At 70.0% G+C, this 23377-nt stretch carries 24 protein-coding genes; 9 read left to right on the top strand and 15 right to left on the bottom strand.

Translation table 11 applies throughout. The features are described 5' to 3' along the window. Nucleotides 1-29 precede the first annotated feature (29 nt). The 3 genes from folB to GCN81_RS28035 all read left to right on the top strand — a co-directional run bounded on the left by folB (nucleotide 30) and on the right by GCN81_RS28035 (nucleotide 1554). Nucleotides 30-389: a dihydroneopterin aldolase gene (gene folB, locus GCN81_RS28025; RefSeq protein ID WP_156727376.1), complete on the top strand. Its 360-nt coding sequence runs from the start codon at nucleotides 30-32 to the stop codon at nucleotides 387-389. Then, complete coding sequence (gene folK / locus GCN81_RS28030; RefSeq protein ID WP_156727377.1) at nucleotides 386-982, top strand: 2-amino-4-hydroxy-6-hydroxymethyldihydropteridine diphosphokinase; 597 nt, start codon at nucleotides 386-388, stop codon at nucleotides 980-982. The genes folB and folK overlap by 4 nt, the downstream gene beginning before the upstream one ends. Before the next feature lie 89 nt (nucleotides 983-1071). Further along, the gene (locus GCN81_RS28035; protein ID WP_156727378.1) at nucleotides 1072-1554 is read left to right on the top strand and encodes a DUF3180 domain-containing protein; all 483 of its coding nucleotides are present in this window, start codon (nucleotides 1072-1074) and stop codon (nucleotides 1552-1554) included. Nucleotides 1555-1627: 73 nt separating this feature from the next. On the opposite strand, the gene folE is transcribed toward GCN81_RS28035, so the two are convergent. From folE to dacB, 6 genes are all read right to left on the bottom strand, one after another. Next, nucleotides 1628-2233 (bottom strand): GTP cyclohydrolase I FolE, encoded by a 606-nt coding sequence (folE, locus tag GCN81_RS28040; protein WP_156727379.1) that lies wholly within the window; start codon nucleotides 2231-2233, stop codon nucleotides 1628-1630. Between the two features lie 133 nt (nucleotides 2234-2366). Continuing rightward, nucleotides 2367-4424: an ATP-dependent zinc metalloprotease FtsH gene (gene ftsH, locus GCN81_RS28045; RefSeq protein ID WP_156727380.1), complete on the bottom strand. Its 2058-nt coding sequence runs from the start codon at nucleotides 4422-4424 to the stop codon at nucleotides 2367-2369. Between the two features lie 208 nt (nucleotides 4425-4632). Further along, nucleotides 4633-5172 (bottom strand): hypoxanthine phosphoribosyltransferase, encoded by a 540-nt coding sequence (gene hpt / locus GCN81_RS28050; RefSeq protein ID WP_156727381.1) that lies wholly within the window; start codon nucleotides 5170-5172, stop codon nucleotides 4633-4635. A gap of 40 nt (nucleotides 5173-5212) precedes the next feature. Then, entirely contained in the window at nucleotides 5213-6373 is a 1161-nt protein-coding gene (gene tilS / locus GCN81_RS28055) for a tRNA lysidine(34) synthetase TilS (RefSeq protein ID WP_156727382.1), read from the bottom strand. Nucleotides 6374-6586: 213 nt separating this feature from the next. Further along, complete coding sequence (locus GCN81_RS28060; RefSeq protein WP_156727383.1) at nucleotides 6587-7729, bottom strand: zinc-dependent metalloprotease; 1143 nt, start codon at nucleotides 7727-7729, stop codon at nucleotides 6587-6589. A gap of 272 nt (nucleotides 7730-8001) precedes the next feature. Beyond that, nucleotides 8002-9552 carry a D-alanyl-D-alanine carboxypeptidase/D-alanyl-D-alanine endopeptidase gene (gene dacB, locus GCN81_RS28065; protein ID WP_407698028.1) on the bottom strand — a complete coding sequence of 517 codons (1551 nt, stop codon included), beginning with the start codon at nucleotides 9550-9552 and terminating at the stop codon, nucleotides 8002-8004. A gap of 204 nt (nucleotides 9553-9756) precedes the next feature. Here dacB and GCN81_RS28070 point away from each other — a divergent pair, with 204 nt between their 5' ends. The 3 genes from GCN81_RS28070 (at nucleotide 9757) to GCN81_RS28080 (ending at nucleotide 13302) form a co-directional block, all read left to right on the top strand. After that, nucleotides 9757-10248, top strand: coding sequence for an inorganic diphosphatase (locus tag GCN81_RS28070; RefSeq protein WP_156727384.1), 492 nt, complete (start codon nucleotides 9757-9759; stop codon nucleotides 10246-10248). 181 nt (nucleotides 10249-10429) lie between these two features. Next, a complete protein-coding gene (locus GCN81_RS28075) occupies nucleotides 10430-12112 on the top strand; it encodes a threonine/serine exporter family protein (RefSeq protein ID WP_156727385.1) in 1683 nt (560 codons plus the stop codon). A 227-nt stretch (nucleotides 12113-12339) separates the two neighbouring features. After that, on the top strand, nucleotides 12340-13302 hold the full coding sequence (locus GCN81_RS28080) for a DUF368 domain-containing protein (protein ID WP_156727386.1): 963 nt from the start codon (nucleotides 12340-12342) through the stop codon (nucleotides 13300-13302). 241 nt (nucleotides 13303-13543) lie between these two features. Here GCN81_RS28080 and GCN81_RS28085 read toward each other — a convergent pair whose 3' ends face one another. Further along, the gene (locus tag GCN81_RS28085) at nucleotides 13544-14302 is read right to left on the bottom strand and encodes a MerR family transcriptional regulator (RefSeq protein WP_156727387.1); all 759 of its coding nucleotides are present in this window, start codon (nucleotides 14300-14302) and stop codon (nucleotides 13544-13546) included. 164 nt (nucleotides 14303-14466) lie between these two features. On the opposite strand from GCN81_RS28085, the gene wrbA reads away from it, so the two are divergent. After that, complete coding sequence (gene wrbA, locus GCN81_RS28090; RefSeq protein ID WP_156727388.1) at nucleotides 14467-15108, top strand: NAD(P)H:quinone oxidoreductase; 642 nt, start codon at nucleotides 14467-14469, stop codon at nucleotides 15106-15108. A 32-nt stretch (nucleotides 15109-15140) separates the two neighbouring features. Continuing rightward, nucleotides 15141-16547 carry a glutamate decarboxylase gene (locus GCN81_RS28095; protein ID WP_231627025.1) on the top strand — a complete coding sequence of 469 codons (1407 nt, stop codon included), beginning with the start codon at nucleotides 15141-15143 and terminating at the stop codon, nucleotides 16545-16547. 51 nt (nucleotides 16548-16598) lie between these two features. Here the strand turns inward: GCN81_RS28095 and GCN81_RS28100 are convergent, their stop codons facing one another. The 4 genes from GCN81_RS28100 to GCN81_RS28115 all read right to left on the bottom strand — a co-directional run bounded on the left by GCN81_RS28100 (nucleotide 16599) and on the right by GCN81_RS28115 (nucleotide 20429). Then, entirely contained in the window at nucleotides 16599-17240 is a 642-nt protein-coding gene (locus tag GCN81_RS28100) for a PadR family transcriptional regulator (protein ID WP_156727389.1), read from the bottom strand. Between the two features lie 94 nt (nucleotides 17241-17334). Beyond that, a complete protein-coding gene (locus tag GCN81_RS28105; RefSeq protein WP_156727390.1) occupies nucleotides 17335-17880 on the bottom strand; it encodes a DinB family protein in 546 nt (181 codons plus the stop codon). A gap of 139 nt (nucleotides 17881-18019) precedes the next feature. Beyond that, the gene (locus tag GCN81_RS28110) at nucleotides 18020-19477 is read right to left on the bottom strand and encodes an aldehyde dehydrogenase family protein (protein WP_156727391.1); all 1458 of its coding nucleotides are present in this window, start codon (nucleotides 19475-19477) and stop codon (nucleotides 18020-18022) included. A 91-nt stretch (nucleotides 19478-19568) separates the two neighbouring features. After that, complete coding sequence (locus GCN81_RS28115; protein WP_156727392.1) at nucleotides 19569-20429, bottom strand: helix-turn-helix domain-containing protein; 861 nt, start codon at nucleotides 20427-20429, stop codon at nucleotides 19569-19571. Nucleotides 20430-20706: 277 nt separating this feature from the next. Here GCN81_RS28115 and GCN81_RS28120 point away from each other — a divergent pair, with 277 nt between their 5' ends. After that, nucleotides 20707-21294 carry an ATP-binding protein gene (locus tag GCN81_RS28120; protein WP_156727393.1) on the top strand — a complete coding sequence of 196 codons (588 nt, stop codon included), beginning with the start codon at nucleotides 20707-20709 and terminating at the stop codon, nucleotides 21292-21294. Between the two features lie 56 nt (nucleotides 21295-21350). On the opposite strand, the gene GCN81_RS28125 is transcribed toward GCN81_RS28120, so the two are convergent. From GCN81_RS28125 to GCN81_RS28140, 4 genes are all read right to left on the bottom strand, one after another. After that, nucleotides 21351-21584 carry a DUF397 domain-containing protein gene (locus tag GCN81_RS28125; RefSeq protein ID WP_156727425.1) on the bottom strand — a complete coding sequence of 78 codons (234 nt, stop codon included), beginning with the start codon at nucleotides 21582-21584 and terminating at the stop codon, nucleotides 21351-21353. A gap of 139 nt (nucleotides 21585-21723) precedes the next feature. After that, complete coding sequence (gene rpsR / locus GCN81_RS28130) at nucleotides 21724-21978, bottom strand: 30S ribosomal protein S18 (RefSeq protein WP_156727394.1); 255 nt, start codon at nucleotides 21976-21978, stop codon at nucleotides 21724-21726. Further along, on the bottom strand, nucleotides 21978-23123 hold the full coding sequence (locus tag GCN81_RS28135; RefSeq protein WP_156727395.1) for a CobW family GTP-binding protein: 1146 nt from the start codon (nucleotides 23121-23123) through the stop codon (nucleotides 21978-21980). Before GCN81_RS28135 ends, rpsR begins: the two co-directional genes overlap by 1 nt. After that, nucleotides 23123-23377 carry a type B 50S ribosomal protein L31 gene (locus GCN81_RS28140; protein WP_156727396.1) on the bottom strand — a complete coding sequence of 85 codons (255 nt, stop codon included), beginning with the start codon at nucleotides 23375-23377 and terminating at the stop codon, nucleotides 23123-23125. Before GCN81_RS28140 ends, GCN81_RS28135 begins: the two co-directional genes overlap by 1 nt.

A 23377-nucleotide genomic window follows, 5' to 3' on the forward strand; every position in this document is an offset into this window, starting at 1 on the left:
CCCAACCAACGATTGCAGGAGTGATTCGCGTGGATCGTGTCGCGCTGCGCGGCCTGAAGGCCCGTGGGCACCACGGTGTGTTCCCCCGGGAGCGCGAGGAAGGCCAGACCTTCATCGTGGACCTGGTGCTCGGCTTGGACACCACGGCGGCCGCGGCCGACGACGACCTGGCGAAGACCGTGCACTACGGCGAGGTGGCCGAGGAGGTCGTGGCGGTCGTCGAGGGCGAGCCCGTCAACCTCATCGAGACGCTGGCTGAGCGCATCGCCCAGCGGTGCCTCAAGCATGAAGGGGTGCTGGAAGTCGAGGTGATCGTGCACAAGCCGGACGCTCCGATCACCGTGCCCTTCGACGACGTGACCATCACCATCACCCGGAGCCGAGTATGAACTCTCCCAGCGACCCCACCGTGCAGCCGGTGCCCGCCTCCGTGGTTCAGCAGGTGGACGCCGCCGACACCACCCTCAGCAACCCCAAACGCGCGGTGATCTCACTGGGCGCGAACCTGGGCAACCGCCTGGAGACCCTGCAAGGCGCCGTCGACGCGCTGGAGGACACCCCGGGGCTGCGGGTCAAGGCCGTCTCGCCGGTGTACGAGACCGAGGCCTGGGGCGTCACGCCCGGCAGCCAGCCGTCGTACTTCAACGCCATCGTCATCATCAAGACCACCCTGCCCCCCTCCTCCCTCCTCGAGCGCGCACACGCGGTCGAGGAGGCGTTCCACCGCGTCCGCGGCGAGCGCTGGGCGGCCCGCACCATCGACGTCGACATCGTGGCGTACCAGGACGTCATCTCCGACGACCCGGAGCTCACCCTCCCCCACCCGCGCGCCCATCAGCGTGCCTTCGTCCTCGCCCCCTGGCTCGACGTGGACCCGGAGGCCCAGGTGCCGGGCCATGGATCGGTGGCCCAGCTGCTGGCGGAGGCCACCCGCGAGGGCGTGTCCCGGCGCGACGACCTGGAACTCCGACTGCCGGACTAGTCGTTAACGGTGAGCCGAGAGCCGTTCGCCGACAAACCGTCAGCTGACAGACCGTCAGCCCGTCAACAGACCAAAGCGAAAGGGCCACCGTGAAGCAGTTGCGCATCAGGACGCTGATCGGCCTGTTCCTGGTGGCCGGAGTGCTGTCCTGGGGCGGGGCCGGGTTGTGGGAGTCGTTCGGCACACTGCCGAGCGTGCCGTCGGCGGCGCCGATCGTGCTGGGGGCGATCGCGGCCGTACTGCTGGCGACCGCGCTCTCCCTCCGGAACAGGCTGCGCGCCCAGCGGGAGCGGCGCCCCGGCGCGAAGGGCGTGGAGCCGCTGATGGCCGCTCGCGCCGTGGTCTTCGGGCAGGCCAGCGCGCTGGTCGCCTCACTGGTCGCCGGTGTGTACGGCGGCGTGGGCGTCTTCCTGCTCGGCCGCCTCGATGTGCCCGCCCGCCAGGACCAGGCGGTCTACGCGGGCTTCTCGGTGCTGGCGGGCGTGGCGGTCGTCGCGGCCGCGCTCTACCTGGAGCGGGTCTGCAAGCTGCCGGAGGACGACGACACGGCAGAGGGCGCGGCGCCCGCGTAGGCGGGCGCCGGACGCCCGCTACACGGCTGCTCAGCGGCTACGGCTACGGCTACGGCTACGGCTACGGCTACGGCTACTTGGCCAGTATCAGGCTCATCGCCTCGGCGCGGGTCGCCGCGTCCCTGAGCTGCCCACGCACCGCCGAGGTCACGGTCCTCGCGCCCGGCTTGCGGATCCCGCGTACCGACATGCACATGTGCTCGGCCTCGACGACCACGATCACGCCACGCGCCTCAAGAATCCGCATCAGCGAGTCGGCGATCTGCGTGGTGAGTCGTTCCTGCACCTGCGGCCGCCGGGCGTAGACCTCGACGAGCCGGGCCAGCTTCGACAGCCCGGTGATCTTGCCGCTGTCCGCGGGGATGTAGCCGACGTGCGCCACGCCGTGGAACGGCAGCAGATGGTGTTCGCAGAAGCTGACGATCTCGATGTCCTTGACCAGGACCATCTCGTCGTGGCCCAGGTCGAACGTCGTCGTCAGGACGTCCTCAGGCTGCTGCCACAGTCCGGCCAGCAGCTCCCGGTAAGCCCGCGCCACCCGCCCGGGGGTTTCCCGCAGCCCTTCGCGGTCCGGGTCCTCACCGACCGCGATGAGCAGCTCCCGTACGGCGTTCTCGGCCCGCTTCTCGTCGAACTCGCCGATCGAGCCCTCGCCGTCCAGCGTCACCGGGTCGGTCATCTCTGCCTCGTTCCTGTGCGTCTTGCGTGCGGGCTCATGGAAAAGCCGCACCCCCCAAGGCTAGAACCTGGGGGGTGCGGCTTTCATTCCGGGCCCTGTGAGGCTGCCGGGGCAGCCTCACAGGCGGGGTCGGTCAGCTCTCCGGCCGGTCCTCCGGGGCTGGCTCGGGGGCCTGGGTGATGTCCACCGCGGCCTTGCCGAGGTCCAGCGTGGAGCCCGCCGCCACCGCGGGCGGCGTGGAGCCGTTGGTGAGCGACAGCTCCTTGGGAGAGAGCACCGGCGGGCGCGTCGACGGCGTACGCCGCGAGGAGCCCGTCCACGCCGGGCGGGCCGGACGCTTCACGATCGGGGCGAAGATCTCGGCGATCTCCTCCTTGCCGAGCGTTTCCCTCTCCAGGAGTTCGAGAACCAGGTTGTCCAGGACGTCGCGGTTCTCGACCAGGATTTCCCAGGCCTCGTTATGCGCGGTCTCGATGAGCTTCTTGACCTCTTCGTCGACCAGCGCGGCGACCTCTTCCGAGTAGTCACGCTGGTGGGTCATGTCACGGCCCAGGAACGGCTCGGTGTTGTCGCCGCCGAACTTGATCGCGCCGAGCCGCTCGGTCATGCCGTACTGCGTGACCATGGCTCGGGCCGTGGCGGTGGCCTTCTCGATGTCGTTCGCCGCACCCGTGGTCGGGTCGTGGAAGACGAGCTCCTCGGCCGCGCGGCCGCCCAGCATGTACGCGAGCTGGTCCAGCATCTCGTTACGCGTGGTGGAGTACTTGTCCTCCTCGGGCAGCACCATGGTGTAACCCAGGGCACGGCCGCGGGACAGGATCGTGATCTTGTGCACCGGGTCGGAGTTCGGTGAAGCCGCCGCGACCAGGGCGTGACCGCCCTCGTGGTACGCGGTGATCTTCTTCTCCTTGTCCGACATGACCCGGGTCCGCTTCTGCGGGCCCGCGATGACGCGGTCGATCGCCTCGTCCAGGAAGTGGTTGTCGACCAGCTTCTTGTCACTGCGGGCGGTGAGCAGCGCCGCCTCGTTCAGGACGTTCTGCAGGTCGGCACCCGTCATGCCCGGCGTACGCCGGGCGACGGCGGAGAGGTCGACGTCCGGGGCGACCGGCTTGCCCTTCTGGTGAACCTTGAGGATCTCCAGACGGCCCTGCATGTCCGGGCGGTCGACGGCGATCTGCCGGTCGAAACGTCCGGGGCGCAGCAGCGCCGGGTCCAGGATGTCGGGCCGGTTGGTGGCGGCGATCAGGATGACGCCGCCCTTCACGTCGAAGCCGTCCATCTCGACGAGCAGCTGGTTGAGCGTCTGCTCGCGCTCGTCGTGGCCGCCGCCCATGCCGGCGCCGCGGTGGCGGCCGACGGCGTCGATCTCGTCGACGAAGACGATCGCCGGGGCGTTCGCCTTGGCCTGCTCGAAGAGGTCGCGGACACGCGAGGCACCCACACCGACGAACATCTCGACGAAGTCGGAACCCGAGATGGAGTAGAACGGCACCCCGGCCTCGCCCGCGACAGCACGCGCGAGCAGCGTCTTACCGGTGCCGGGCGGGCCGTACAGCAGCACGCCCTTGGGGATCTTGGCGCCGACGGCCTGGAACTTCGCCGGTTCCTGGAGGAACTCCTTGATCTCGTGGAGCTCCTCGACGGCCTCGTCGGAGCCCGCGACGTCCGAGAAGGTCGTCTTGGGGGTGTCCTTCGTGATCAGCTTGGCCTTGGACTTCCCGAACTGCATGACGCGGGAGCCGCCGCCCTGCATCTGGTTCATCAGGAAGAGGAAGACAACGATGATCAGGATGAAGGGCAGGAGTGAGAGCAGGAACGTGACGAACATGTTCTGCTTCTCGGGCGAGACCGTGTAGCTCTTCTCGATGTCGCCGTTCTCGTAGTGCTCCTGGAGCTTGTTGGCGAGCTGGGTGCCCTGGTCGCCGATGTAGCTGGCCTGGATCTTGGCACTGCCGCCGTATTTGTCCTTGTCCGCGCCGTCCTTCAGCTCGACCTTGATCTTTTGCTCATCGCCGGTCGTGAGCTTGGCGCTCTCCACCTGCTTGTCGTCGATCGCCTGTACGACCTTGCCGGTGTCCACTGTCTTGTGGCCGCCGGAAGAACCGACGACCTGCATCAACACGACCACGGCGAGGACGGCCAGCACGATCCACATGACCGGCCCACGGAAGTATCGCTTCACGTCCATCCATACGGAGCGGTGTCGCCCCGTCCCTCCTGCCATAGTGAGTTTGATAAAGACTGAAAAGACTGATCTGAAGACTGCTCTTCGGACGGTACCTCAGCATTGTCACCCGAAGCCGCAGGGGACGGCGGGCAAACCCGTCTTCCCCTGCTCCAACGGCGGGAACCCGAGAAGGGTTCCCGGCCGGGGCGGGCAACGCGCTGGGGCCGGGTCAGCCGCCGTAGACGTGCGGGGCGAGGGTGCCGACGAACGGGAGGTTCCGGTACTTCTCGGCGAAGTCCAGGCCGTAGCCGACGACGAACTCGTTGGGGATGTCGAAGCCGACCCACTCCACGTCGATGGCCACCTTGGCCGCCTCCGGCTTACGCAGCAGGGTGCAGACCTTCAGCGACTCGGGCTCGCGGGAGCCGAGGTTGGAGAGCAGCCAGGACAGGGTCAGCCCGGAGTCGATGATGTCCTCGACGATCAGGACGTGCTTGCCCTTGATGTCAGTGTCGAGGTCCTTGAGGATGCGCACCACGCCGGAGGACTGGGTGCCCGCGCCGTACGAGGAGACGGCCATCCAGTCCATCGTGACGGGGGTGGACAGGGCACGCGCCAGGTCCGCCATCACCATCACGGCGCCCTTGAGGACGCCGACGATGAGGAGGTCCTTGCCCTCGTACTCCGCGTCGATCTTCGATGCCAGCTCGGCCAGCTTCGCGTCGATCTCTTCCTTGGTGATGAGTACCGACTTCAGGTCGGTTCCCATGTCTTTCGCGTCCACCCGCACATCACTTTCGGTTCGCCGGTCAGCCTTGCCGAATGACCAGTCTGCCACCCTGGCGGCGCGCCTCAACGCGACCGGGGAGGTTGATGGCCCGCTGGCCGCGCCAGGCGGTGATCAACCGGTCGACTTCCTCGATGTGCCGGGCGAAGAGCGAACCGGCCGGTGAACCCGCCTCGATGGCCGCGCGGCGCAGCACCCGGCGGCGTACGGCGGGTGGCAGGGCGTAGAGCTCGGCGCAGCGCAGCTGGCCGTTTTCGTCGCGTACGGAGGTCTCGGCCTGGGCGGCCCAGGCGTCCAGGGCGTCAGCGTCATCGCGGGACAGCTGGGCCGTACGGGCGAGGGCCTCGACGACGCCCTTGCCGAGAGCTTTCTCCAGTGCGGGGAGGCCTTCGTGGCGCAGGCGGGAGCGGGTGTAGGCGGGGTCGGCGTTGTGCGGGTCGTCCCAGACGGGCAGCGACTGGACCATGCAGGCCTTGCGGGCGGTCTGCCGGTCGAGCTGGAGGAAGGGGCGGCGGTAGCGGCTGGTGGCGCCGGGGCGTCCGGAGACGGCGGCCATGCCGGACAGGGAGCGGATACCGGAGCCACGGGCCAGGCCGAGCAGGACGGTTTCCGCTTGGTCGTCGCGGGTGTGGCCGAGCAGGACGGCGGCGGCGCCGTGGTGCTCGGCGGCGGCGTCAAGGGCGGCGTACCGGGCGTCGCGGGCGGCCGCTTCCGGTCCGCCGTCGCGGCCGACCGAGACCGCTACGGAGTCGATGGGGTCGAGGCCCAGGGCGGTGAGGCGCGCGACGACTTCGGCGGCGCGCAGGTCGGAGCCGGGCTGCAGGCCGTGGTCGACGGTGATGCCACCGGCCCGGATGCCCAGCTTGGGGGCTTCGAAGGCGAGGGCGGAGGCGAGCGCCATGGAGTCGGCGCCGCCGGAGCAGGCTACGAGCACGAGCGGCGTGCGAGGCGGCCCGGCCGCGGGGGCTACGGGAGGTGCCGGGGGTGCGGGGAGTGCGGGGGGTGCGGAGGCCGAGGGGGACGCGGTGTGCGCGTAATCACGTACGCGGTCGTGCGCGTGACCGTGCGCGTGCTCTCGCTCGTGCTCGTATGCGGGATCGTGTGCGGCTAGATCGGTGAGTACGTCATGGAGGACGCGGCGAACTGCCAGGCGTATCGCCGCGACCGCGGGATGGGGACCCATTGCCCGTTCCCTTCGTGAAGTTCGGGGGGTGGACTCGACTCTGCGACCAAGGAATGACGAAATGACCACGGAGCAACCGAGGATCGGTCACTCAGAGTGTGTCGATGGTGACAGAGCCGAGCCGCTACCCGAGCATTGCACGCCTACTCATGGCTCACGGTCCCTCGGACGGGTGATTGCCGGGGCTTCCTTCTGCCATCGGCAGCAAACAGCTCACGACTCTGCCTTACGGTGCACCCTCGCGACCCAGTCCGCCGGTTTGGCGATCTCTGCCTTGGTGGGGAGTGTGTTGGGCGACGTCCAGACGCGGTTGAAGCCGTCCATGCCCACCTCGTCAACGACGGCGCGGACGAAACGTTCGCCGTCGCGGTACTGACGGAGCTTGGCGTCCAGGCCGAGGAGCTTACGGAGCGCCTGGTCAAGGCGGGAAGCGCCGCGGGCCCTGCGCTGCTGGAACTTCTCCCGGATCTCGGCGACGGAGGGGACGACGTCCGGTCCGACGCCGTCCATGACGAAGTCGGCGTGCCCCTCGAGCAGGGACATCACCGCGGTCAGCCGGTTGAGGATCTCCCGCTGCTGGGGCGTCTGCACCAGTTCGACGATGGACCGGCCGCCGTCGTCGTCATCGCCCTCGGGACGCTGGCCCGCGAGCGTGGACGCGGCCTCCCGGAAGCGCTCCAGGATGGTCATCGGGTCGACCTCGGTCTCGCCGAGGAATGACTGGATCTCGCCCTCAAGGTGATCGCGCAGCCAGGGCACGGCGGTGAACTGCGTGCGGTGGGTCTCCTCGTGCAGGCACACCCAGAGCCGGAAGTCGTGCGGGTCCACTTCCAGTTCGCGCTCGACATGCACGATGTTCGGGGCGACGAGGAGCAGCCGGCCGCCGCCGTTCGGCGCGGCGGGGAGGTCGCGGCTGGCGGGGGCGAAGGTCTCGTACTGGCCCAGCACCCGGGAGGCCAGGAACGACAGCAGCATGCCCAGCTCGACGCCGGTGACCTTGCCGCCCACGGCGCCGAGCATGGCGCCGCCGGGGCCGCCGGGGCGGCGGTCCTGCATCTTCTCCAGGAGGGGCTTCAGTACCTCCCGGAACCCGGCGACGTTCGCCCGCACCCAGCCGGGGCGGTCGACGACCAGCACCGGGGTGTCGTGCAGCGGGCCGCCCTCACCTCCGTGATCGGGTCCCATCCGGGTGAAGGACCGGACATGTTCCTCCGAGGACTTGGCATGTCGACGCAGCTCCGCGACGATGGCCCGCGCCTCGTCGCGACTTACCTCTGGACCCGGCCTCACCAGTCGGGTCGCGGTCGCCACCGCGAGATTCCAGTCGACCATCTCCGCACCACCGATGCTCGTCATGCGTCAACCGTACGTGCTCGACCGCCCCAGCGGTGAGCCTTACGACGGCCCCACGGCCAGCCCGCCCCCGGCCGGGGGTCCGGGGGTTGTCCCCCGGGAGAACACAGCCAGTCGACCAGCTCCGCACCGCCGATGCTCGTCATGCCCCACCCCGACCACCCAGGCCAACCGCCCTGCGGTGAGCCCTGCGACGGCCCCTCCGTCGGCCCGCCCCCGGCCCCGCGTCCCGTGCGGGGAATGCGGGCGGGTGTGTGCGGCCTCACGCCCCTTGGCTAGTGGCAGGGGCAGTTGGCGACGGTGGTGGCCAGTTGGTCGAGGGTGGTCTGGGCCGCCTTGGGGTTCGTGGTGCCCGAGGCCGTGAAGGCGAACGCGAGGAGGCGGCCCTCGGCGTCGACGACCGTGCCCGCGAGAGTGTTGACGCCGGTGAGGGTGCCGGTCTTGGCGCGGATCAGGCCGGTGCCGGTGGCCGTGGCGGGGTCGTCGTAGCGGCCGCGCAGGGTTCCGGTGAAGCCCGCGACGGGGAGGCCGGTGAGGGCAGGGCGCAGCTCGGGGTGCTCGGGGTCGGCCGCGCGGGCGAGCAGCGCCGTGAGCAGCCGCGAGGTGACCTTGTCCGCGCGGTCCAGGCCGCTCCCGTCGGCGAGCCTGGCGCGGCTCAGCGGAAGTTCCAGCGCGGCCAGGGCGTCCGTGACGGCCCGGCGGCCACCGTCGAAGCTGGCCGGTTCGTCGGCGGCGAGCGCGGTCTGCCGTACCAGCGCCTCGGCGATGTCGTTGTCGCTGCGGGTCAGCATGCGTTCGACCAGGGCGGCCACCGGGGCCGACTTGGCCCGCGCGAGGGTCGTGGCGCCGTCGCCCGCCTTCGCGGGGTGCGGATCGCCCTGCACCTGGACGCCGCGGTCGCGCAGCAGCCCGGCGAAGGCGCGGGCCGCCTCCAGAGCGGGGTCGGCGACGCGCGGCGCCGGACCGGCGGTGGAGTCGTCCAGACGCCCCTGGTCGACCATCAGGGCGGAGACCGGGGCGATGTTGTCGTTGGGGCCGATGGGGTGCAGTACGGGTCCCGAGTACAGCGAGTCGTCGTACGAGAGCCGCACGCTCTCGCCCTCGCCGCCGTCGCCACCCTGCCCGCCGTCCCGTCCGCCGGAACGATCCTTCAGCGCCTTGGCCGTGGCATCGGCCAGCGCCCGCAGGCTCGCCCCGCCTCCGGTGTCCTCGCGTGCGCTGAGCGTCGGATCGCCGCCGCCGACCAGCGTGATCTCCCCGCCGTCCGGCTCCGCGACCACCCGCGTCTCGACGCGGTGGTCAGCACCGAGCGTGGAGAGCGCCGCGACCGCCGTGGCGATCTTGATGGTCGACGCGGGGGTGACCGCGTCGCCCGCCCGGGACCCGTACACCTCATCGCCTGTCACCGCGTCGACGACCGACGCGGTACGCAGCTCGCCGAGCGAGGGGTCCTTCAGGAGCGGATCGAGTACGTCCGCGATGGCGTCCCCGGCCGGTCCGGGACCAGCGCCGGTACGCGCCCCCAGCGCGGCCAGCACCGGCGGCGCGCTCAGCGCGGGCCCAGGCCCGGGCCCCTTCGGCGTACCGCGGCCGTGATCTGCGCCACCGTCGCGGCTCTGCGAAGCCGCCCACTCCCGCTCGGCCGTACGCTGGCCTGAGTCCCAGGGACCGGCCGCGGTCACCAGCCCGGCCGCCAGCGCCAGGCCAACCGTGGCCGCACCCGCTGTGACCTGCCAAGTCTGGAGTTTCCTCGCCCTCGCGGGCCGCGGAATCTCCGGGAGCTTCAGACGTCTCGGCCACCGCCGGGCCTTGAGCTCGGGCACCACGGGACAGCCCCTTTCGCGATCACCAGCTTGCGTGAGGGACACTTAATCACTGCGTCTTGCCGCGGGATCGCATCCCGGTGGCCGTGGCCACCCAAAGGGCTGGGGGTTCGGGGCCCGTGGCGACACCACTGATGTGGTCGTGCCCCGGGAGGACGCAGCACCCATTCGTTTTCGTTGTATGTGCTGATCATGGAGGAGCCACCGGTGGAGTTCGACGTAACGATCGAGATTCCGAAGGGTTCGCGGAACAAGTACGAGGTGGACCACGAGACCGGTCGTATCCGCCTGGACCGCCGCCTGTTCACGTCGACCAGCTACCCGGCCGACTACGGCTTCGTCGAGAACACCCTCGGCGAGGACGGCGACCCGCTGGACGCGCTGGTCATTCTGGACGAGCCCACCTTCCCGGGCTGCCTCATCAAGTGCCGCGCCATCGGCATGTTCCGTATGACGGACGAGGCGGGCGGCGACGACAAGCTGCTGTGCGTCCCCGCGTCGGACCCGCGCGTGGAGCACCTGCGGGACATCCACCACGTCTCCGAGTTCGACCGCCTGGAGATCCAGCACTTCTTCGAGGTCTACAAGGACCTGGAGCCCGGCAAGTCCGTCGAGGGCGCCAACTGGGTCGGCCGCACCGAGGCCGAGGCCGAGATCGAGGCCTCGTACAAGCGCCTCCAGGCGCAGGGCGGCCACTGAGGCACCTGGCGTGTGAGCGCACCTGGCGCGTTAGCGCACCTGACTGGCGGACGGGCCGGGCAGCTCCCTGAGGGGGGCTCGCCCGGCCCGTTCGCGTGTCCATGCGCATACTGGGCCTACCGGAGGCCGAACCCCGGAGCGACAGAGAGCTAAGAGGCAGAGAGAGGCCGGAAAGACGAGGTTGGATTCAGTGGGTGGCTCGGTAGGTGGCGTCGCGTCGGACGACGACGACCGCAAACCGCAGTCGGACGAGGCACACAGCGCCTTCGCTCCGGTGGGCGGCTACGACACGGCGCTCCCGGTCGAGGCCGAGGAACATCCGACGTCGGAGTTCACCGTTCCGCGGGGCCTGCGGATTCCGCCCGCTCACGAGGACGCGGAGAGCTCGGCCTTCACCCCGCCCCCCTCCTTCGAAGCTCGCCCACCGGCCCACTTCACGCCCGCCGAGGGCGTCCCCATGATCAAACTGATCAGGGGGGCGCCCTGGCAGGACCAGATGCGTACGATGCTGCGCACCCCGGCGGCCGAACGCCCGGCGCCGGAGGCCACGCAGCGGCACGAGGACGAGTCGGGCCCCGCCGTTCCGCGCGTCCTGGACCTGACCCTGCGTATCGGCGAGCTGCTGCTGGCGGGCGGTGAGGGCGCCGAGGACGTGGAGGCGGCGCTGTTCGCCGTCACCCGCTCGTACGGGCTCGACCGCTGCGAGCCGAACGTCACCTTCACCGAACTGTCGATCTCGTACCAGCCGTCCCTGGTGGAGGACCCGGTGACGGCCACCAGGACGGTACGCCGCCGGGGCACCGACTACACCCGGCTCGCGGCCGTCTACCGCCTGGTCGACGACATCGGCTCCACTCAGGTCGAGGTGTCCCTGGAGGAGGCCTACCGGCGGCTCGCCGAGATACGGAGGAACCGCCACCCCTACCCCGGCTGGGCGCTCACCGCGGCCGCGGGACTGCTGGCCGGGGCGGCGGCCACACTGGTCGGCGGTGGTGTGGTGGTGTTCGTGGCCGCCGCGCTCGGGGCGATGCTCGGCGACCGGCTGGCCTGGCTGGCCGCGGGGCGCGGGATGCCGGAGTTCTACCAGTTCGTGGTGGCGGCGATGCCTCCGGCCGCGATGGGCTGTGCGATCAGTCTGCTCGACCTGCCCGGCGTGAAGGCCTCCGCGGTGATCACCGGTGGGCTCTTCGCGCTGATCCCGGGGCGGGCCCTGGTGGCGGGCGTCCAGGACGGGCTGACCGGCTACTACCTCACGGCCGCCGCCCGGCTGCTCGAAGTCGCCTATCTCATCGTCGGCATCGTCTGCGGGGTCCTGATCGCGCTCTCCCTGGGCCTGGCGCTCGGCGCGGGGCTGAACCCGGAGACGGCGATCCACAGCCCCAGCCGCCCGCTGATCCAGATCGCGGCGGCCATGGCGCTGAGCTTCTCCTTCGCCGTACTGCTCCAGCAGGAACGTTCCACCGTGCTCATGGTGACCCTGAACGGCGGGGTCGCCTGGGTCGTGTTCGGCGCGATGGCCACCGCGGGTCACATGTCGCCGGTGGCCGCGACGGCGGCCGCGGCCGGTCTGGTCGGGCTCTTCGGGCAGCTGCTGTCGCGCTACCGGTTCGCCTCCGCGCTCCCATACGTGACGGCGGCGATCGGGCCGCTGCTGCCGGGCAGCGCCTTCTACTTCGGCCTTCTGGAGATCGCCCGTAGCGACATCCCGCAGGGTCTGTCCTCGCTGTCCAAGGCGGTCACGCTGGCCCTGGCCATCGCCATCGGCGTCAACCTGGGCGGGGAGCTGGCCCGCCTCTTCCTGCGACGGCCCGGGGCGGCGAGCCCGGCGGGCCGGAGCGCGGCGAAGCGGACCCGCGGCTTCTGAAGCGGACCCGCGGCTTCTGAGGGTGCCTGCCACAGGCCCCCGGAAGCCGCCGGGCGCATCCCGAGCGCGTCCCTGCTACCGGCATCCCGGCTACAGGCATGCCGACGCGGCGCCTACGATAGTCGCCTGCTGCCCTTCCGCTGCCGAGCGCCGAGCCTCGCCCCAGAGCCGAAACCCGGCCGAGGGCCGGATCACGGCCAAGAGCCGAAAGTCGAAAACAGGAGATCATGGCGAAGCCATCCGGCCACCACGTCTTCAACGCCTTCCGTGGCGCGCTCATCGGCACCGCGGAGGCCGTGCCCGGCGTCAGCGGCGGCACCGTCGCCCTGATCACCGGCGTGTACGAGAAGCTGATCGGCGGCGCCGGTCATGTCACCAGCGCCCTGCGGCTGGCCGTGAGCGACCTGCCGCGCGGACGCGGCGGCGCCCGGGCCAAGGCCGAGCTCAGGAACGTCGACTGGAGCGTCCTGGTCCCGCTCCTGGTGGGCATGGCGGCGGCCCTGGTGCTCGCGGCCAAGCTGATCGCCCCCGTGGTCGAGGAGCACCCGCAGTTCGCGTACGCCACGTTCTTCGGCCTGGTCCTCGCCTCGCTGTGGGTGCCGTACTCCGGCTCGGGGCAGCGCTGGACCGCCGGGAACTATGTGCTCTGCCTGGTGTTCGCGGTGGGTGCCTTCACCCTGACCGGGCTGCCGCCCGGCAACATGCCCACCAACCCGGTGGTGGTCGCCCTCTCGGGCTCGATCGCCATCTGCGCGCTGGTGCTGCCGGGCATCTCCGGCTCGTTCCTCCTGCTGACCATGGGCCTCTACGAGCCGACGATCGACGCCGTGAACGAGCGCGACTTCGGCTATGTCGGGGCCTTCGCGCTGGGCTGTGTGGTGGGGCTCGCGCTCTTCGTGAAGCTGCTGAAGTGGCTCCTTGAGAACTACCACCACATGACGCTGGTCGTGATGACCGGCCTGATGGCCGGTTCGCTGCGGGCGCTGTGGCCCTGGCAGGACGACGACCGCAACCTGCTCTCCCCCAGTGGCTCGGTCGGTCTGACCTTCGGTCTGGTCGCGCTCGGCGCCGCCGTCGTGATCGCCGTACTGGTGTGGGAACACCGCGCGCAGGGCAAGCCCCCGGAGCCGCCCACCACCCCCAAGCGCGGCCGCCACGCGCGCGTGCCCTCGGGCTCCCGCCAAGACTGACCGTCCTGGGGGCGACCTGACCGTCCTGGGGGCGACGCCGCGCTACTCGGCGGGCAGGGCCTCGCGGATCGCCTGGGCGACGCCCGTCGGGTCGTAGCCCTCGGGGACGCCGGGCGTGGCGTCCTCCCGTTCCGTGAGTCGGTCGGTCGGGCAGGCGGTCGGGCTTCGTACGCGAACGATCGTGGCATGGCCGTGCTCCGCACTCGATTACCTGCCAGGTAAGCGAGTGCGGAGCGGCCCGTCAGCTGTTGCGCGCGGCGTTCGCCCGGATCGCGTCGCGCAGGTACGCCGCGAGGCCGGGCCGGATGGACTCGTAGAACGCGGTGAAGCGCTCGTCCGCGACGTACATCTCGCCGAGGCCGGTGTGGATGTCGTACGAACACGCGTAGTGGTGCCGTGAGATGAAGCCGCGGTGCTCCTCGGCGACGTCCATCGCCTCGGCGGAGTCGGCCGGGAGGCCCCGGGCGAGCAGGTCGCCCATCCGGGCGTGGATCGCGGCGAACTCGTCGTTGATGCGCTGCCAGTCCTCCTTGGTGTAGCTGGCGGTCCTGCGCCGCGACTCCTTGTAGGCGTCGGAGTCGCCCCAGCGCTGGGCGGCCTCCTCCGTGTACGCGTCGGGGTCGAAGTCCCCGAAGACCTCGAACTTCTCCTCGGGTGTGAGGTTGATGCCCATCTTCTGTGCCTCCATGGCGGTTTCGACGGCGGCGGCCATCTCCTGGAGCTTGACGATCCGGGCGGACAGCAGGTCGTGCTGGCGCCGCAGGTGCTCCCGCGGGTCCGTTTCCGGGTCGTCCAGCAGGGCCGCCACCTCGTCGAGCGGGAATCCGAGCTCCCGGTAGAACAGGATCTGCTGCAGCCGGTCCAGGTCCCGGTCGTCGTAACGCCGGTGGCCCGCGTGGCTGCGGCCGCTCGGGCTGAGCAGTCCGATCTCGTCGTAGTGGTGCAAAGTGCGCACCGTGACCCCGGCGAAACCGGCGACCTGTCCTACTGAGTAGCTCATCGCCCGCTCTCTTCGTGTCGTCGTGTGTTCGTCGTGCTCGGTACGTCACTGAGCCTGATGCCTCACGTCGCGTGAGGTGCAAGCCCGGTTTCTCTCGAGCTGCCATGTCGGGTTTGTCCACATACTGTGAACCGCGTGGCATCCAGCACGGCAAAGGAGCCCCCATGACCACGCCCACGCCCGTGAACGTCGCCGTCATCTACTACTCGTCCACCGGCACCGTGGCCGAGATCGCCAAGGAGCTGGCCGAGACCGCGGAGCGGTCCGGGGCGGAGGTACGGCTGCGCAGGGTGCAGGAGCTCGCCCCGCAGTCCGCGATCGACTCCAACCCGGCCTGGGCCGCCAACGCGAAGGCCACCGCCGATATCCCTGAGGCCACACCGGATGACATGGTCTGGGCGGACGCCGTGCTGTTCGGCTCGCCCACCCGGTACGGGAACGTCACCTCGCAGCTGAAGCAGTACCTCGACACCCTGGGCGGCCTGTGGCAGGAAGGGAAGCTGGCCGACAAGGTCTACAGCGGATTCACCGCGTCGGCCACCCTGCACGGCGGGCAGGAGTCGACGCTGCTCGCCCTCTACAACACCATGCACCATTTCGGCGGCATCCTGGTCGCCCCCGGCTACACCGACCCCAGCAAGTTCACCGACGGCAACCCGTACGGCACCTCGCATGTCTCGGGCGGCGAGGGTGAGCTGGCGGTGGAGGAGACGACCCTGACCGCCGCCAAGGTGCAGGCCGAGCGGGTCGTCAAGATGACCCGGGCCCTGAAACGGGGACTGGCCGCCGCCGAGGACGAGGACTAGCCGCCAGCCGCGCGAGCTGAGGAAGGCCGTACGTGGCAGCACTGCACCGAGGCGTCGGCGACCCCGACCGCGCGCTCTCCCTCAATCCCTTCGTCGAGGCCGACCCGGCGGCCGGGATGGTCTCCGCCCCGCCCCGGCACCGGCTGCCGGACGGTCCGCTCGCCCCCTCACTCGCGTATCAGCTGGTCCATGACGAGCTGATGCTCGACGGCAACTCCCGGCTCAACCTGGCCACCTTCGTCACCACCTGGATGGAGCCGCAGGCCACGGTCCTGATGGCGGAGTGCCGGGACAAGAACATGATTGACAAGGATGAGTACCCACGCACGGCCGAGTTGGAGCGGCGCTGTGTGACGATGCTCGCCGACCTGTGGAACGCCCCCGACCCGTCGGCCGCCGTGGGCTGTTCGACCACCGGCTCCAGCGAGGCCTGCATGCTCGCGGGCATGGCGCTGAAGCGGCGCTGGGCGCGGCGGAACGCCGACCGTTACCCGGCCTCCGCGCGCCCCAACCTGGTGATGGGCGTCAACGTCCAGGTCTGCTGGGAGAAGTTCTGCGCCTTCTGGGAGGTCGAGGCGCGTCAGGTGCCCATGGAGGGGGAGCGTTTCCATCTCGACCCGGGGGCCGCCGCCGAGCTCTGCGACGAGAACACCATCGGCGTGATCGCCGTACTCGGCTCGACCTTCGACGGCTCGTACGAGCCCGTGGCGGAGATCTGCGCGGCTCTCGACGCGCTGGAGGAGCGCACCGGGCTCGACATCCCCGTGCATGTCGACGGCGCCTCGGGGGCCATGGTCGCCCCCTTCCTCGACGAGGATCTGGTCTGGGACTTCCGGCTGCCGCGGGTCTCCTCCATCAACACCTCCGGGCACAAGTACGGCCTGGTCTATCCCGGTGTCGGCTGGGCGCTGTGGCGGTCGGCGGCGGAGTTGCCCGACGAACTGGTCTTCCGCGTGAACTACCTGGGCGGCGACATGCCGACGTTCGCCCTGAACTTCTCCCGGCCCGGAGCCCAGGTGGTCGCCCAGTACTACACGTTTCTGCGCCTGGGCCGCGCGGGCTTCCGGTCCGTCCAGCAGTCGACGCGGGATGTCGCTCGGGCCCTCGCGGAGCGGATCGACTCCCTTGGCGACTTCGTGCTGCTCACCCATGGCGATGAGTTGCCGGTCTTCGCCTTCACCATGGCGCCGGATGTGCGGGCGTACGACGTCTTCGACGTGTCCCGGCGGCTGCGCGAGCACGGCTGGCTGGTGCCCGCGTACACCTTCCCGGCGAACCGGCGGGATCTGTCCGTCCTGCGCGTGGTCTGCCGCAACGGCTTCTCGGCCGACCTCGCGCAGCTGCTGGTGGACGACCTGCGGCGGCTGCTTCCGGAACTGCGGCGCCAGCCGCACCCGCTGGGTCAGGGCGAGGCGAGGGCGACGGCTTTCCACCACTGAGGGCACTGGCACTGTGCTGGCACTGGCACCGTGCTGACACTGTGCGCGCGCCTAGCGCTGATCCTCCGCGTGCGGCACCCCCGTCGCGTACGGATTCTCCTCGCCCTCGCCCAGTACGCCCACGAACGGCTGCCCCTCACCGGCGAAGGTGTACGCGCCCGACTCGATCCGCTCGACCAGACCCTCGGTCCACTCCGCCCCGGCGTCCGCCTGGTGCACCCACAGGTTCATGAGCTCGCCGATATGGCCCAGCGACTGGGGCCCCTCCTCGGGCGTGTAGTACTCGGTGACCGAGCGCCGCCACTCCCTGAAGCCCGCGACCCGCTCGCGGAGCAGCGCGACGGCCTCGTCGCGCGGCAGGTCGACGATCAGGCCGATGCCCGCGGACAGCACGTCCGCCTTCTGGTCGTACGTGCGCAGTGCCTCGCGCAGCAGCGCGAAATACTCCTCGGTGCCGTGCTCGGTGACCTCGTACTCGGTACGCGGGGGGCCACCGGCCGTGGAGGGGGCGATCTCGTGCGCCTTCAGCAGGCCCTGCTTCGCCATCTGCTTCAGCGCGTGGTAGATCGACCCGGGCTTGGCGTTGGACCACTCATGGGCGCCCCAGTACTCCAGGTCGTTGCGCACCTGGTAGCCGTGTGCCTGCCCGTGCTGGCGGATCGCGCCGAGCACCAGAAGCCGGATGGCTGACATGACCCACTCCCTCTCCCTTTGTATTCAACTTTGACTAGGCTACCTCCATGGCGGAGAGGACGATGGGCGACCTGTCGTGACTTCTTGTCCAGCCCTAGGCGCGGCTCTCGGCGCTCTGGAGCGCGATCAGTTCGAACGCCGTCTTGCCGTCCAGCGTCTCGCGGATGATGTCGGCGTGGCCCGCGTGCCGGTCCATCTCGCTGATGAGCCGGAGCATCACCCAGCGCATCGAGACGTTCTCCTTGGGCAGCCACGGGTCGTCCGGCAGCGCGAAGGTGTCGTCCAGACTCGGCACCGTACGAATGAACTCCTCGGTCTGCTGGGAGACTTTCTCCCACAGGGCCAGTTGCTGCGCGACGGTCTCGTCGCCGACCAGCCGGAAGCACTCGTGCCAGTTCGACTCGTCGCGCGCCACGGCCGGCTGCTCGCCCCTGGCCCGGGCCATCCAGCCCTGTTCGACCTCGGTCACATGCTTGAGCAGCCCGGCCAGCGAGAGTTCGCTGGCGCTTGGCGCGGTCGACGCCTGCTCGTCGGTCAGTCCGAGCAGGGAACGGCGGATACCGCCACGCGCCTCGTCGAGAAAGCCCAGCAGGGCGCCGCGCTCGTCACCAGGGGCTTCGGCGTTGACGTGAGTGACCATGGAAAGGGCCGCCTTTCGCTGGGGTGGTGCTGTGCTGTTCCTTTGACACCCACCACGCTACGGACCCTTGCGGTCAGCCCCCGTCCGCAAGGGTCCGCATCAGCCATTCGGACCAACAACTCCCCCAGCCGCTCCCGGGTCAGAACGGGAACTGGCTCCTGCCGTGCTGCACGGAGATCCACTTCTGGGTGGTGAACGCCTCCAGCGTCGAGTCGCCGTTGAGGCGGCCGAGCCCGGAGTTCCCCTCGCCGCCGAACGGCACCGGCGGCTCGTCGTGCACCGTGCTGTCGTTGACGTGGAACATCCCGGAGTCGATCTGCCGCGCGAAGTTCACGCCACGCTCGATGTCAGCCGTGTGCACGGCCCCGCTGAGGCCGTACGGAGTGTCGTTGGCGATCCGTACCGCCTCGTCCTCGCCGTCGAAGGGGACGATCAGCGCCACGGGGCCGAAGATCTCCTGCCGCAGGAGCTCCGAGTCGCCCGGCAGACCGGCGAGCACACTCGGCTCCACCAGCGTGCCGACCGTACGGCCGTGCACGAGCGCGGTGGCCCCCTCGGCGATGGCCTGCTCGACCACCGAGGTGAGCGACTCGGCCTGCGAGGCGTTGATGACCGGGCCGATCACGGTGCCCGCCTCGCGCGGGTCGCCGGTCTTGAGGGTCTTGACCTTGGCGACGAACCGCTCGGTGAACTCCGCCTCGATCGAGCGGTCCACCAGGATGCGGTTGGCGGCCATACAGACCTGGCCCTGGTGGACGAAACGGCTGAAGACCGCCGCGTCGACGGCGTAGTCCAGGTCGGCGTCCTCCAGGACGACCAGCGCGCTGTTGCCGCCCAGCTCCAGGACGGCGTGCTTGAAGTGCGCGGCGCAGACGGTCGCGACATGCCGCCCGACCTTGTCGGAGCCGGTGAACGAGATGACCTTGGGGACCGGGTGCTCCAGCAGCGCGTCCCCGATCTCCGCGATGTCGGTGATGACCACGTTGAGCAGGCCCGGCGGCAGGCCCGCGTCCTCCATCACCTTGGCCACCAGGGACCCGCCGCAGATCGGCGTGTTCTGGTGCGGCTTGAGCACCACCGCGTTGCCGAGCGCCAGCGCCGGGGCGACCGACTTCAGCGACAGCAGGAAGGGGAAGTTGAAGGGGCTGATGACGCCCACGACGCCGACCGGGACGCGGTAGACGCGGTTCTCCTTGCCGTCGGTCGGCGAGGGGATGATCCGCCCCTCGGGCCGCAGCGCCACCTGGATCGCCTCGCGCAGGAACTCCTTGGCCAGGTGCAGTTCGAAGGCGGCCTTCAGCGGGGTGCCGCCCAGCTCGGCGATGATCGCCTCGGAGAGCTCCTGCTCCCGCTCCTCGATGATCCGCAGCGCCCGCTCGATGACCGCCCGCCTGGCGTACGCGTTGGTCTTGGCCCAGCTCTTCTGCGCACGCTCGGCGGCTCTGTAGGCCTGGTCCACCTCATCGGCCGTGGCGACGGTGATCGCGGCCAGCTTCTCACCGTCGTACGGGTTGAAGTCGATGATGTCCCAGGAGCCGCTGCCGGGGCGCCATTCGCCGTCTATGTACTGCTGAGCGAGATCAGTGAAGATGGACATGCGACCCCTTAGCGTCAAGGCTTCGACGTGGCTGACGTAGTTGACGTACTGATGTTCCGTCATCGTACTGATGCCTCAACGCGCTTGCGCCTCAGGAGAGTTGAAGCAGGCCACGGAGCAGGTCACGGCTCTGCTCCGGGCCCGGGCTGTCCTGCTGGAGGCGCTCCATGACCCGCTCGTACTGGGCGACCTCCTCGCGCTTGTCGAGATAGAGCGCGCTGGTCAGCTGCTCCAGATAGACGACGTCCGAGAGATCGGACTCCGGGAAGCGCAGCAGCGCGAAGGAGCCGGACTCGCCCGAGTGGCCGCCGAAGCTGAACGGCATGACCTGCAGGGTGACGTTGGGCCGCTCGGAGAACTCGATGAGGTGCTCCAGCTGGCCGCGCATCACGTCACGGTCGCCGTACGGACGGCGCAGCGCCGCCTCGTCCAGTACGCAGTGGAAGCGGGGCGCGCGCTCGGAGACCAGCGCCTTCTGCCGCTCCAGGCGCAGGGCGACCCGTCGCTCGACCTCGGCCGTGCCCAGGCGGGGCGATCCCCGCAGGACGACGGCGCGCGCGTACGCCTCGGTCTGCAACAGGCCGTGCACGAACTGGACCTCGTAGACCCGGATCAGGGACGCGGCGCCCTCCAGGCCGACGTACGTCTGGAACCAGCCGGGCAGCACATCGGAGTAGCTGTGCCACCAGCCCGCGACATTGGCCTCCTTGGCGAGGGCAAGCAGCGGGCCGCGTTCGGACTCGGCCGTGACGCCGTACAGCGTCAGCAGGTCCTCGACATCCCTGGCCTTGAAGCTCACCCTGCCCAACTCCACCCGGCTGATCTTCGATTCAGAGGCACGGATCGAGTAGCCGGCCTGCTCCCTGGTGATGCCACGCTCTTCCCGAAGGCGCCTGAGCTGTGAGCCCAGCAAGATCCGCCTTACCACCGAGCCACTCGACTCTGCGGTCATCACTCGGTTCACCCTCCCGTGTCGCACCCGGCCCCCGGCGCCTGAAGTCTGCCATTAAAACGCTCCGGCCCGTACTTGTTCGGTTACAGAAACGACTCCCTTACGGGATGACTACGAAAGTGAACGTAGGAAGAAAAGAGCAAGAACCGGTACGGGAGTGCCCAACTCCGGCGCGTGCACGTGCATCTGCCCTTGCATCCGGTCTACGCATTCGGAACGATGGGGCCCGCGCACCACCGCAACATCGCCAGGACCGCGAAAACGGGGAGTGCCTCGCATGGGGACGAATGGATCGACCATGCTCGAGCCGTTACGGCAGGGGCTTCCACCGATAGACCCCTCGGCCGTGTCGAGCGCCGCGTCCTGCACGCTGCCCGCACGGTACGAAGCGGTCCGCGGAGCACGGAAGTTCACCCACCGGACCCTGGGCGACTGGAACCTGGACGACCGCTTCGACGATGTGGCCCTGGTCGTCTCGGAGTTGGTCACCAACGCGCTGCGGCACGGCCTGCCCCTCTCCCACCACCACCCTTCACCCGAGGCCCTGCGGGCCACACCTCCTGATTCCGCCGACGTACCACGGGACGAGGACGCCCCCGTACGGCTGCACCTGATGCACTGGGCCTCGCGGCTGGTGTGCGCGGTACGGGACCCGAGCGTGGTGGGGCCGCCTCAGACGCACGGCGGCGGCCAGGACCCCACGGGCGACCTGGCCGAACTCCCGGAACTCCCGGACTTCTCCGCCGAGTCCGGGCGCGGGCTGTTCCTGGTGGAGTCGTTCAGCGACAGCTGGGGGTGGCACCCGCTGGCGGGGGCGCTGCGCGGGAAGGTCGTCTGGGCGCTGTTCCGGCTGGCGGAGGACTAGTACGGCTGGAAACCGACCAAGTACGGCTGACAGGCGTCAGTTCAAGCTGACGGGCGTCAGATCAAGTGGTCGAACTCGCCGTCCTTGATGCCCAGGAGCATCGCCTCGATCTCGGCACGCGTGTAGACCAGGGCAGGCCCGTCCGGGTGGCGTGAGTTGCGTACCGCCACCCGGCCACCGGACAGCTTGGCGAACTCCACGCAGGAGCCCTGGGAGTTGCTGTGCCTGCTCTTCTGCCAGACAGCCCCGTGGAGCTCTGTGGCAGCCATGCCGTTGTACGCGCGGTCCACAGGTCGCTCCCCCGGTAACGCAGTCATGATCTAAGGGCGGTTGATGTAACGGTCAACTGCTCTGGATCATAGCTGCGTTCACATGCGTACGCACGGACGGATGCACGTGCACGCGGGGTGGTTCTCTGGTTACCGCGCCTTACCGCGCCGCGGTGGAATACGGGAGCAACCCCATTTCCCGGGCGTTCTTGATGGCACGCGCCAACTGGCGCTGCTGCTGGGCGGTCACCCGGGTGACCCGGCGGCTGCGGATCTTGCCGCGGTCGGAGATGAACTTCCGCAGCAGGTCGGTGTCCTTGTAGTCGACGTAGGTGATGCCTGCCTGGTCAAGGGGGTTGGGGCGGGGCTTGAGCGACTTGCCGGGCTTGCGGCCGTCGGAGCGGCGGGGGGACATCAGACCTCCAGGAGGGTGTCAAAGGCGGGCGGAAGCCGCTTCCAGGCATCGCGTCCCGCGGCGTATTCGGCATCGGTGAGCAGGCAGGACTCCAGGACCTGGGAGAGGCCGTCCCGGTCCAGGCCGGGCGAGGTGAAGACCAGGTGCTGGCAGCAGTCGCCGTGTTCGGGGTGCCAGTCCAGGGCGGCCGCGGCGCGGCGGACCGGGGGCACCATCTCCCAGGCCGCGTCCGGCAGCGAGGCCAGCCAGGGCCCGGCGTTCTCCACGCAGAGCGCGCCGCCGGCCGCGTCCCAGGCCAGCAGGGTGTCCGGGCGGTCGGCGAGCCAGAAGCGGCCACGGCTGCGGGCCGCCGCGCAGGTCAGGTCCTCCAGGGCCTGGTAGAGCCGCTCGGGGTGGAAGGGGCGGTGGGCATGCCAGACATACGTACCGACACCCGCGTCGTCCGCCTCTTGGGGGAGCAGCGCGCAGGCGGGGTGCTGGGCGGCGGCGGCCGCCTCCACATCGAACCCGGCCAGCGCGGCGGCGGCCAGGTCCGCGCCGCGCTCGACGGGGATCTGCCGCGCGGTGGGGTGCAGTTGGGCGAGCAGGGCCCGGTCCTCGGCGTCCGCCTCGTCGTTCTCGATGACGGCCAGGACCGGGGCGTACTCCAGCTGGCGGGCCCAGGTGTCGGCGACGGTGCGCTGATCGGTGGTGGCGGCCGCGAGGCCGGCCTCGATCAGGTCGTCGCCGTTGGCGAGGTACGGAAGCAGCAGTGCCGGGTCGACCGCGGTGATCACGGAGCTCACCGTCAGCCCGCTGGCCGCGACCACCTCGGCCATCGCCTTGGGCTCGACGGAGTCCCACAGTTCGACGACCGCGAGCCGGGTCAGGCCGCTGTCGGCCAGCCGCTCCAGCTCGGGGACCAGGTCCTCGCGCAGGGCGCAGCAGGCGCAGTCATTGACCAGCGGTGCGTCGCCGCTGGACAGCAGGCCGGTGTGGTCGCGGACGGTGCGGGTCACCGTTCCCTGGACGGCGGTCGCCAGGTCGTGGTGGAGCGCGACGCTGTCCGGCACGGACGCGAGCAGCCGGTCCACCGCCGCCTTACGGGCGTCGGAGTGCAGGCCGCCGACGATGGCGACGAACAGCTTGGGGGGTTCCGCTGCCATCAGTGGGCCCCGCGTCGGCCGTAGCGCTGCTCGAAGCGCTCCACGCGTCCGGCCGTGTCCAGTACGCGGGCGGTGCCCGTGTAGAAGGGGTGGCTCGCGCTGGAGATCTCGACGTCGATCACCGGGTAGCTGTTGCCGTCCTCCCAGTCGATGGTCTTGTCGCTGGTCGCCGTGGAACGGGTGAGGAAGGAGTAGTTCGCCGCACGGTCCCGGAAGACGACCGGTCCGTACGCGGGGTGGATGCCCTCTTGCAT

The organism is Streptomyces apocyni (genome assembly GCF_009739465.1).
GTDB classification, from domain to species: domain Bacteria; phylum Actinomycetota; class Actinomycetes; order Streptomycetales; family Streptomycetaceae; genus Streptomyces; species Streptomyces apocyni.

Coding starts and splice junctions, on each gene's coding strand:
- folK (WP_156727377.1), top strand. CDS start 386: ATGAACTCTCCCAGCGACCCCACCGTGCAGCCGGTGCCCGCCTCCGTG.
- folE (WP_156727379.1), bottom strand. CDS start 2,233: ATGACCGACCCGGTGACGCTGGACGGCGAGGGCTCGATCGGCGAGTTC.
- ftsH (WP_156727380.1), bottom strand. CDS start 4,424: ATGGACGTGAAGCGATACTTCCGTGGGCCGGTCATGTGGATCGTGCTG.
- hpt (WP_156727381.1), bottom strand. CDS start 5,172: ATGGGAACCGACCTGAAGTCGGTACTCATCACCAAGGAAGAGATCGAC.
- tilS (WP_156727382.1), bottom strand. CDS start 6,373: ATGGGTCCCCATCCCGCGGTCGCGGCGATACGCCTGGCAGTTCGCCGC.
- GCN81_RS28060 (WP_156727383.1), bottom strand. CDS start 7,729: ATGACGAGCATCGGTGGTGCGGAGATGGTCGACTGGAATCTCGCGGTG.
- GCN81_RS28080 (WP_156727386.1), top strand. CDS start 12,340: ATGGCGAAGCCATCCGGCCACCACGTCTTCAACGCCTTCCGTGGCGCG.
- GCN81_RS28085 (WP_156727387.1), bottom strand. CDS start 14,302: ATGAGCTACTCAGTAGGACAGGTCGCCGGTTTCGCCGGGGTCACGGTG.
- wrbA (WP_156727388.1), top strand. CDS start 14,467: ATGACCACGCCCACGCCCGTGAACGTCGCCGTCATCTACTACTCGTCC.
- GCN81_RS28100 (WP_156727389.1), bottom strand. CDS start 17,240: ATGTCAGCCATCCGGCTTCTGGTGCTCGGCGCGATCCGCCAGCACGGG.
- GCN81_RS28105 (WP_156727390.1), bottom strand. CDS start 17,880: ATGGTCACTCACGTCAACGCCGAAGCCCCTGGTGACGAGCGCGGCGCC.
- GCN81_RS28110 (WP_156727391.1), bottom strand. CDS start 19,477: ATGTCCATCTTCACTGATCTCGCTCAGCAGTACATAGACGGCGAATGG.
- GCN81_RS28115 (WP_156727392.1), bottom strand. CDS start 20,429: ATGACCGCAGAGTCGAGTGGCTCGGTGGTAAGGCGGATCTTGCTGGGC.
- GCN81_RS28120 (WP_156727393.1), top strand. CDS start 20,707: ATGGGGACGAATGGATCGACCATGCTCGAGCCGTTACGGCAGGGGCTT.
- rpsR (WP_156727394.1), bottom strand. CDS start 21,978: ATGTCCCCCCGCCGCTCCGACGGCCGCAAGCCCGGCAAGTCGCTCAAG.
- GCN81_RS28135 (WP_156727395.1), bottom strand. CDS start 23,123: ATGGCAGCGGAACCCCCCAAGCTGTTCGTCGCCATCGTCGGCGGCCTG.
- GCN81_RS28140 (WP_156727396.1), bottom strand. CDS start 23,377: ATGCAAGAGGGCATCCACCCCGCGTACGGACCGGTCGTCTTCCGGGAC.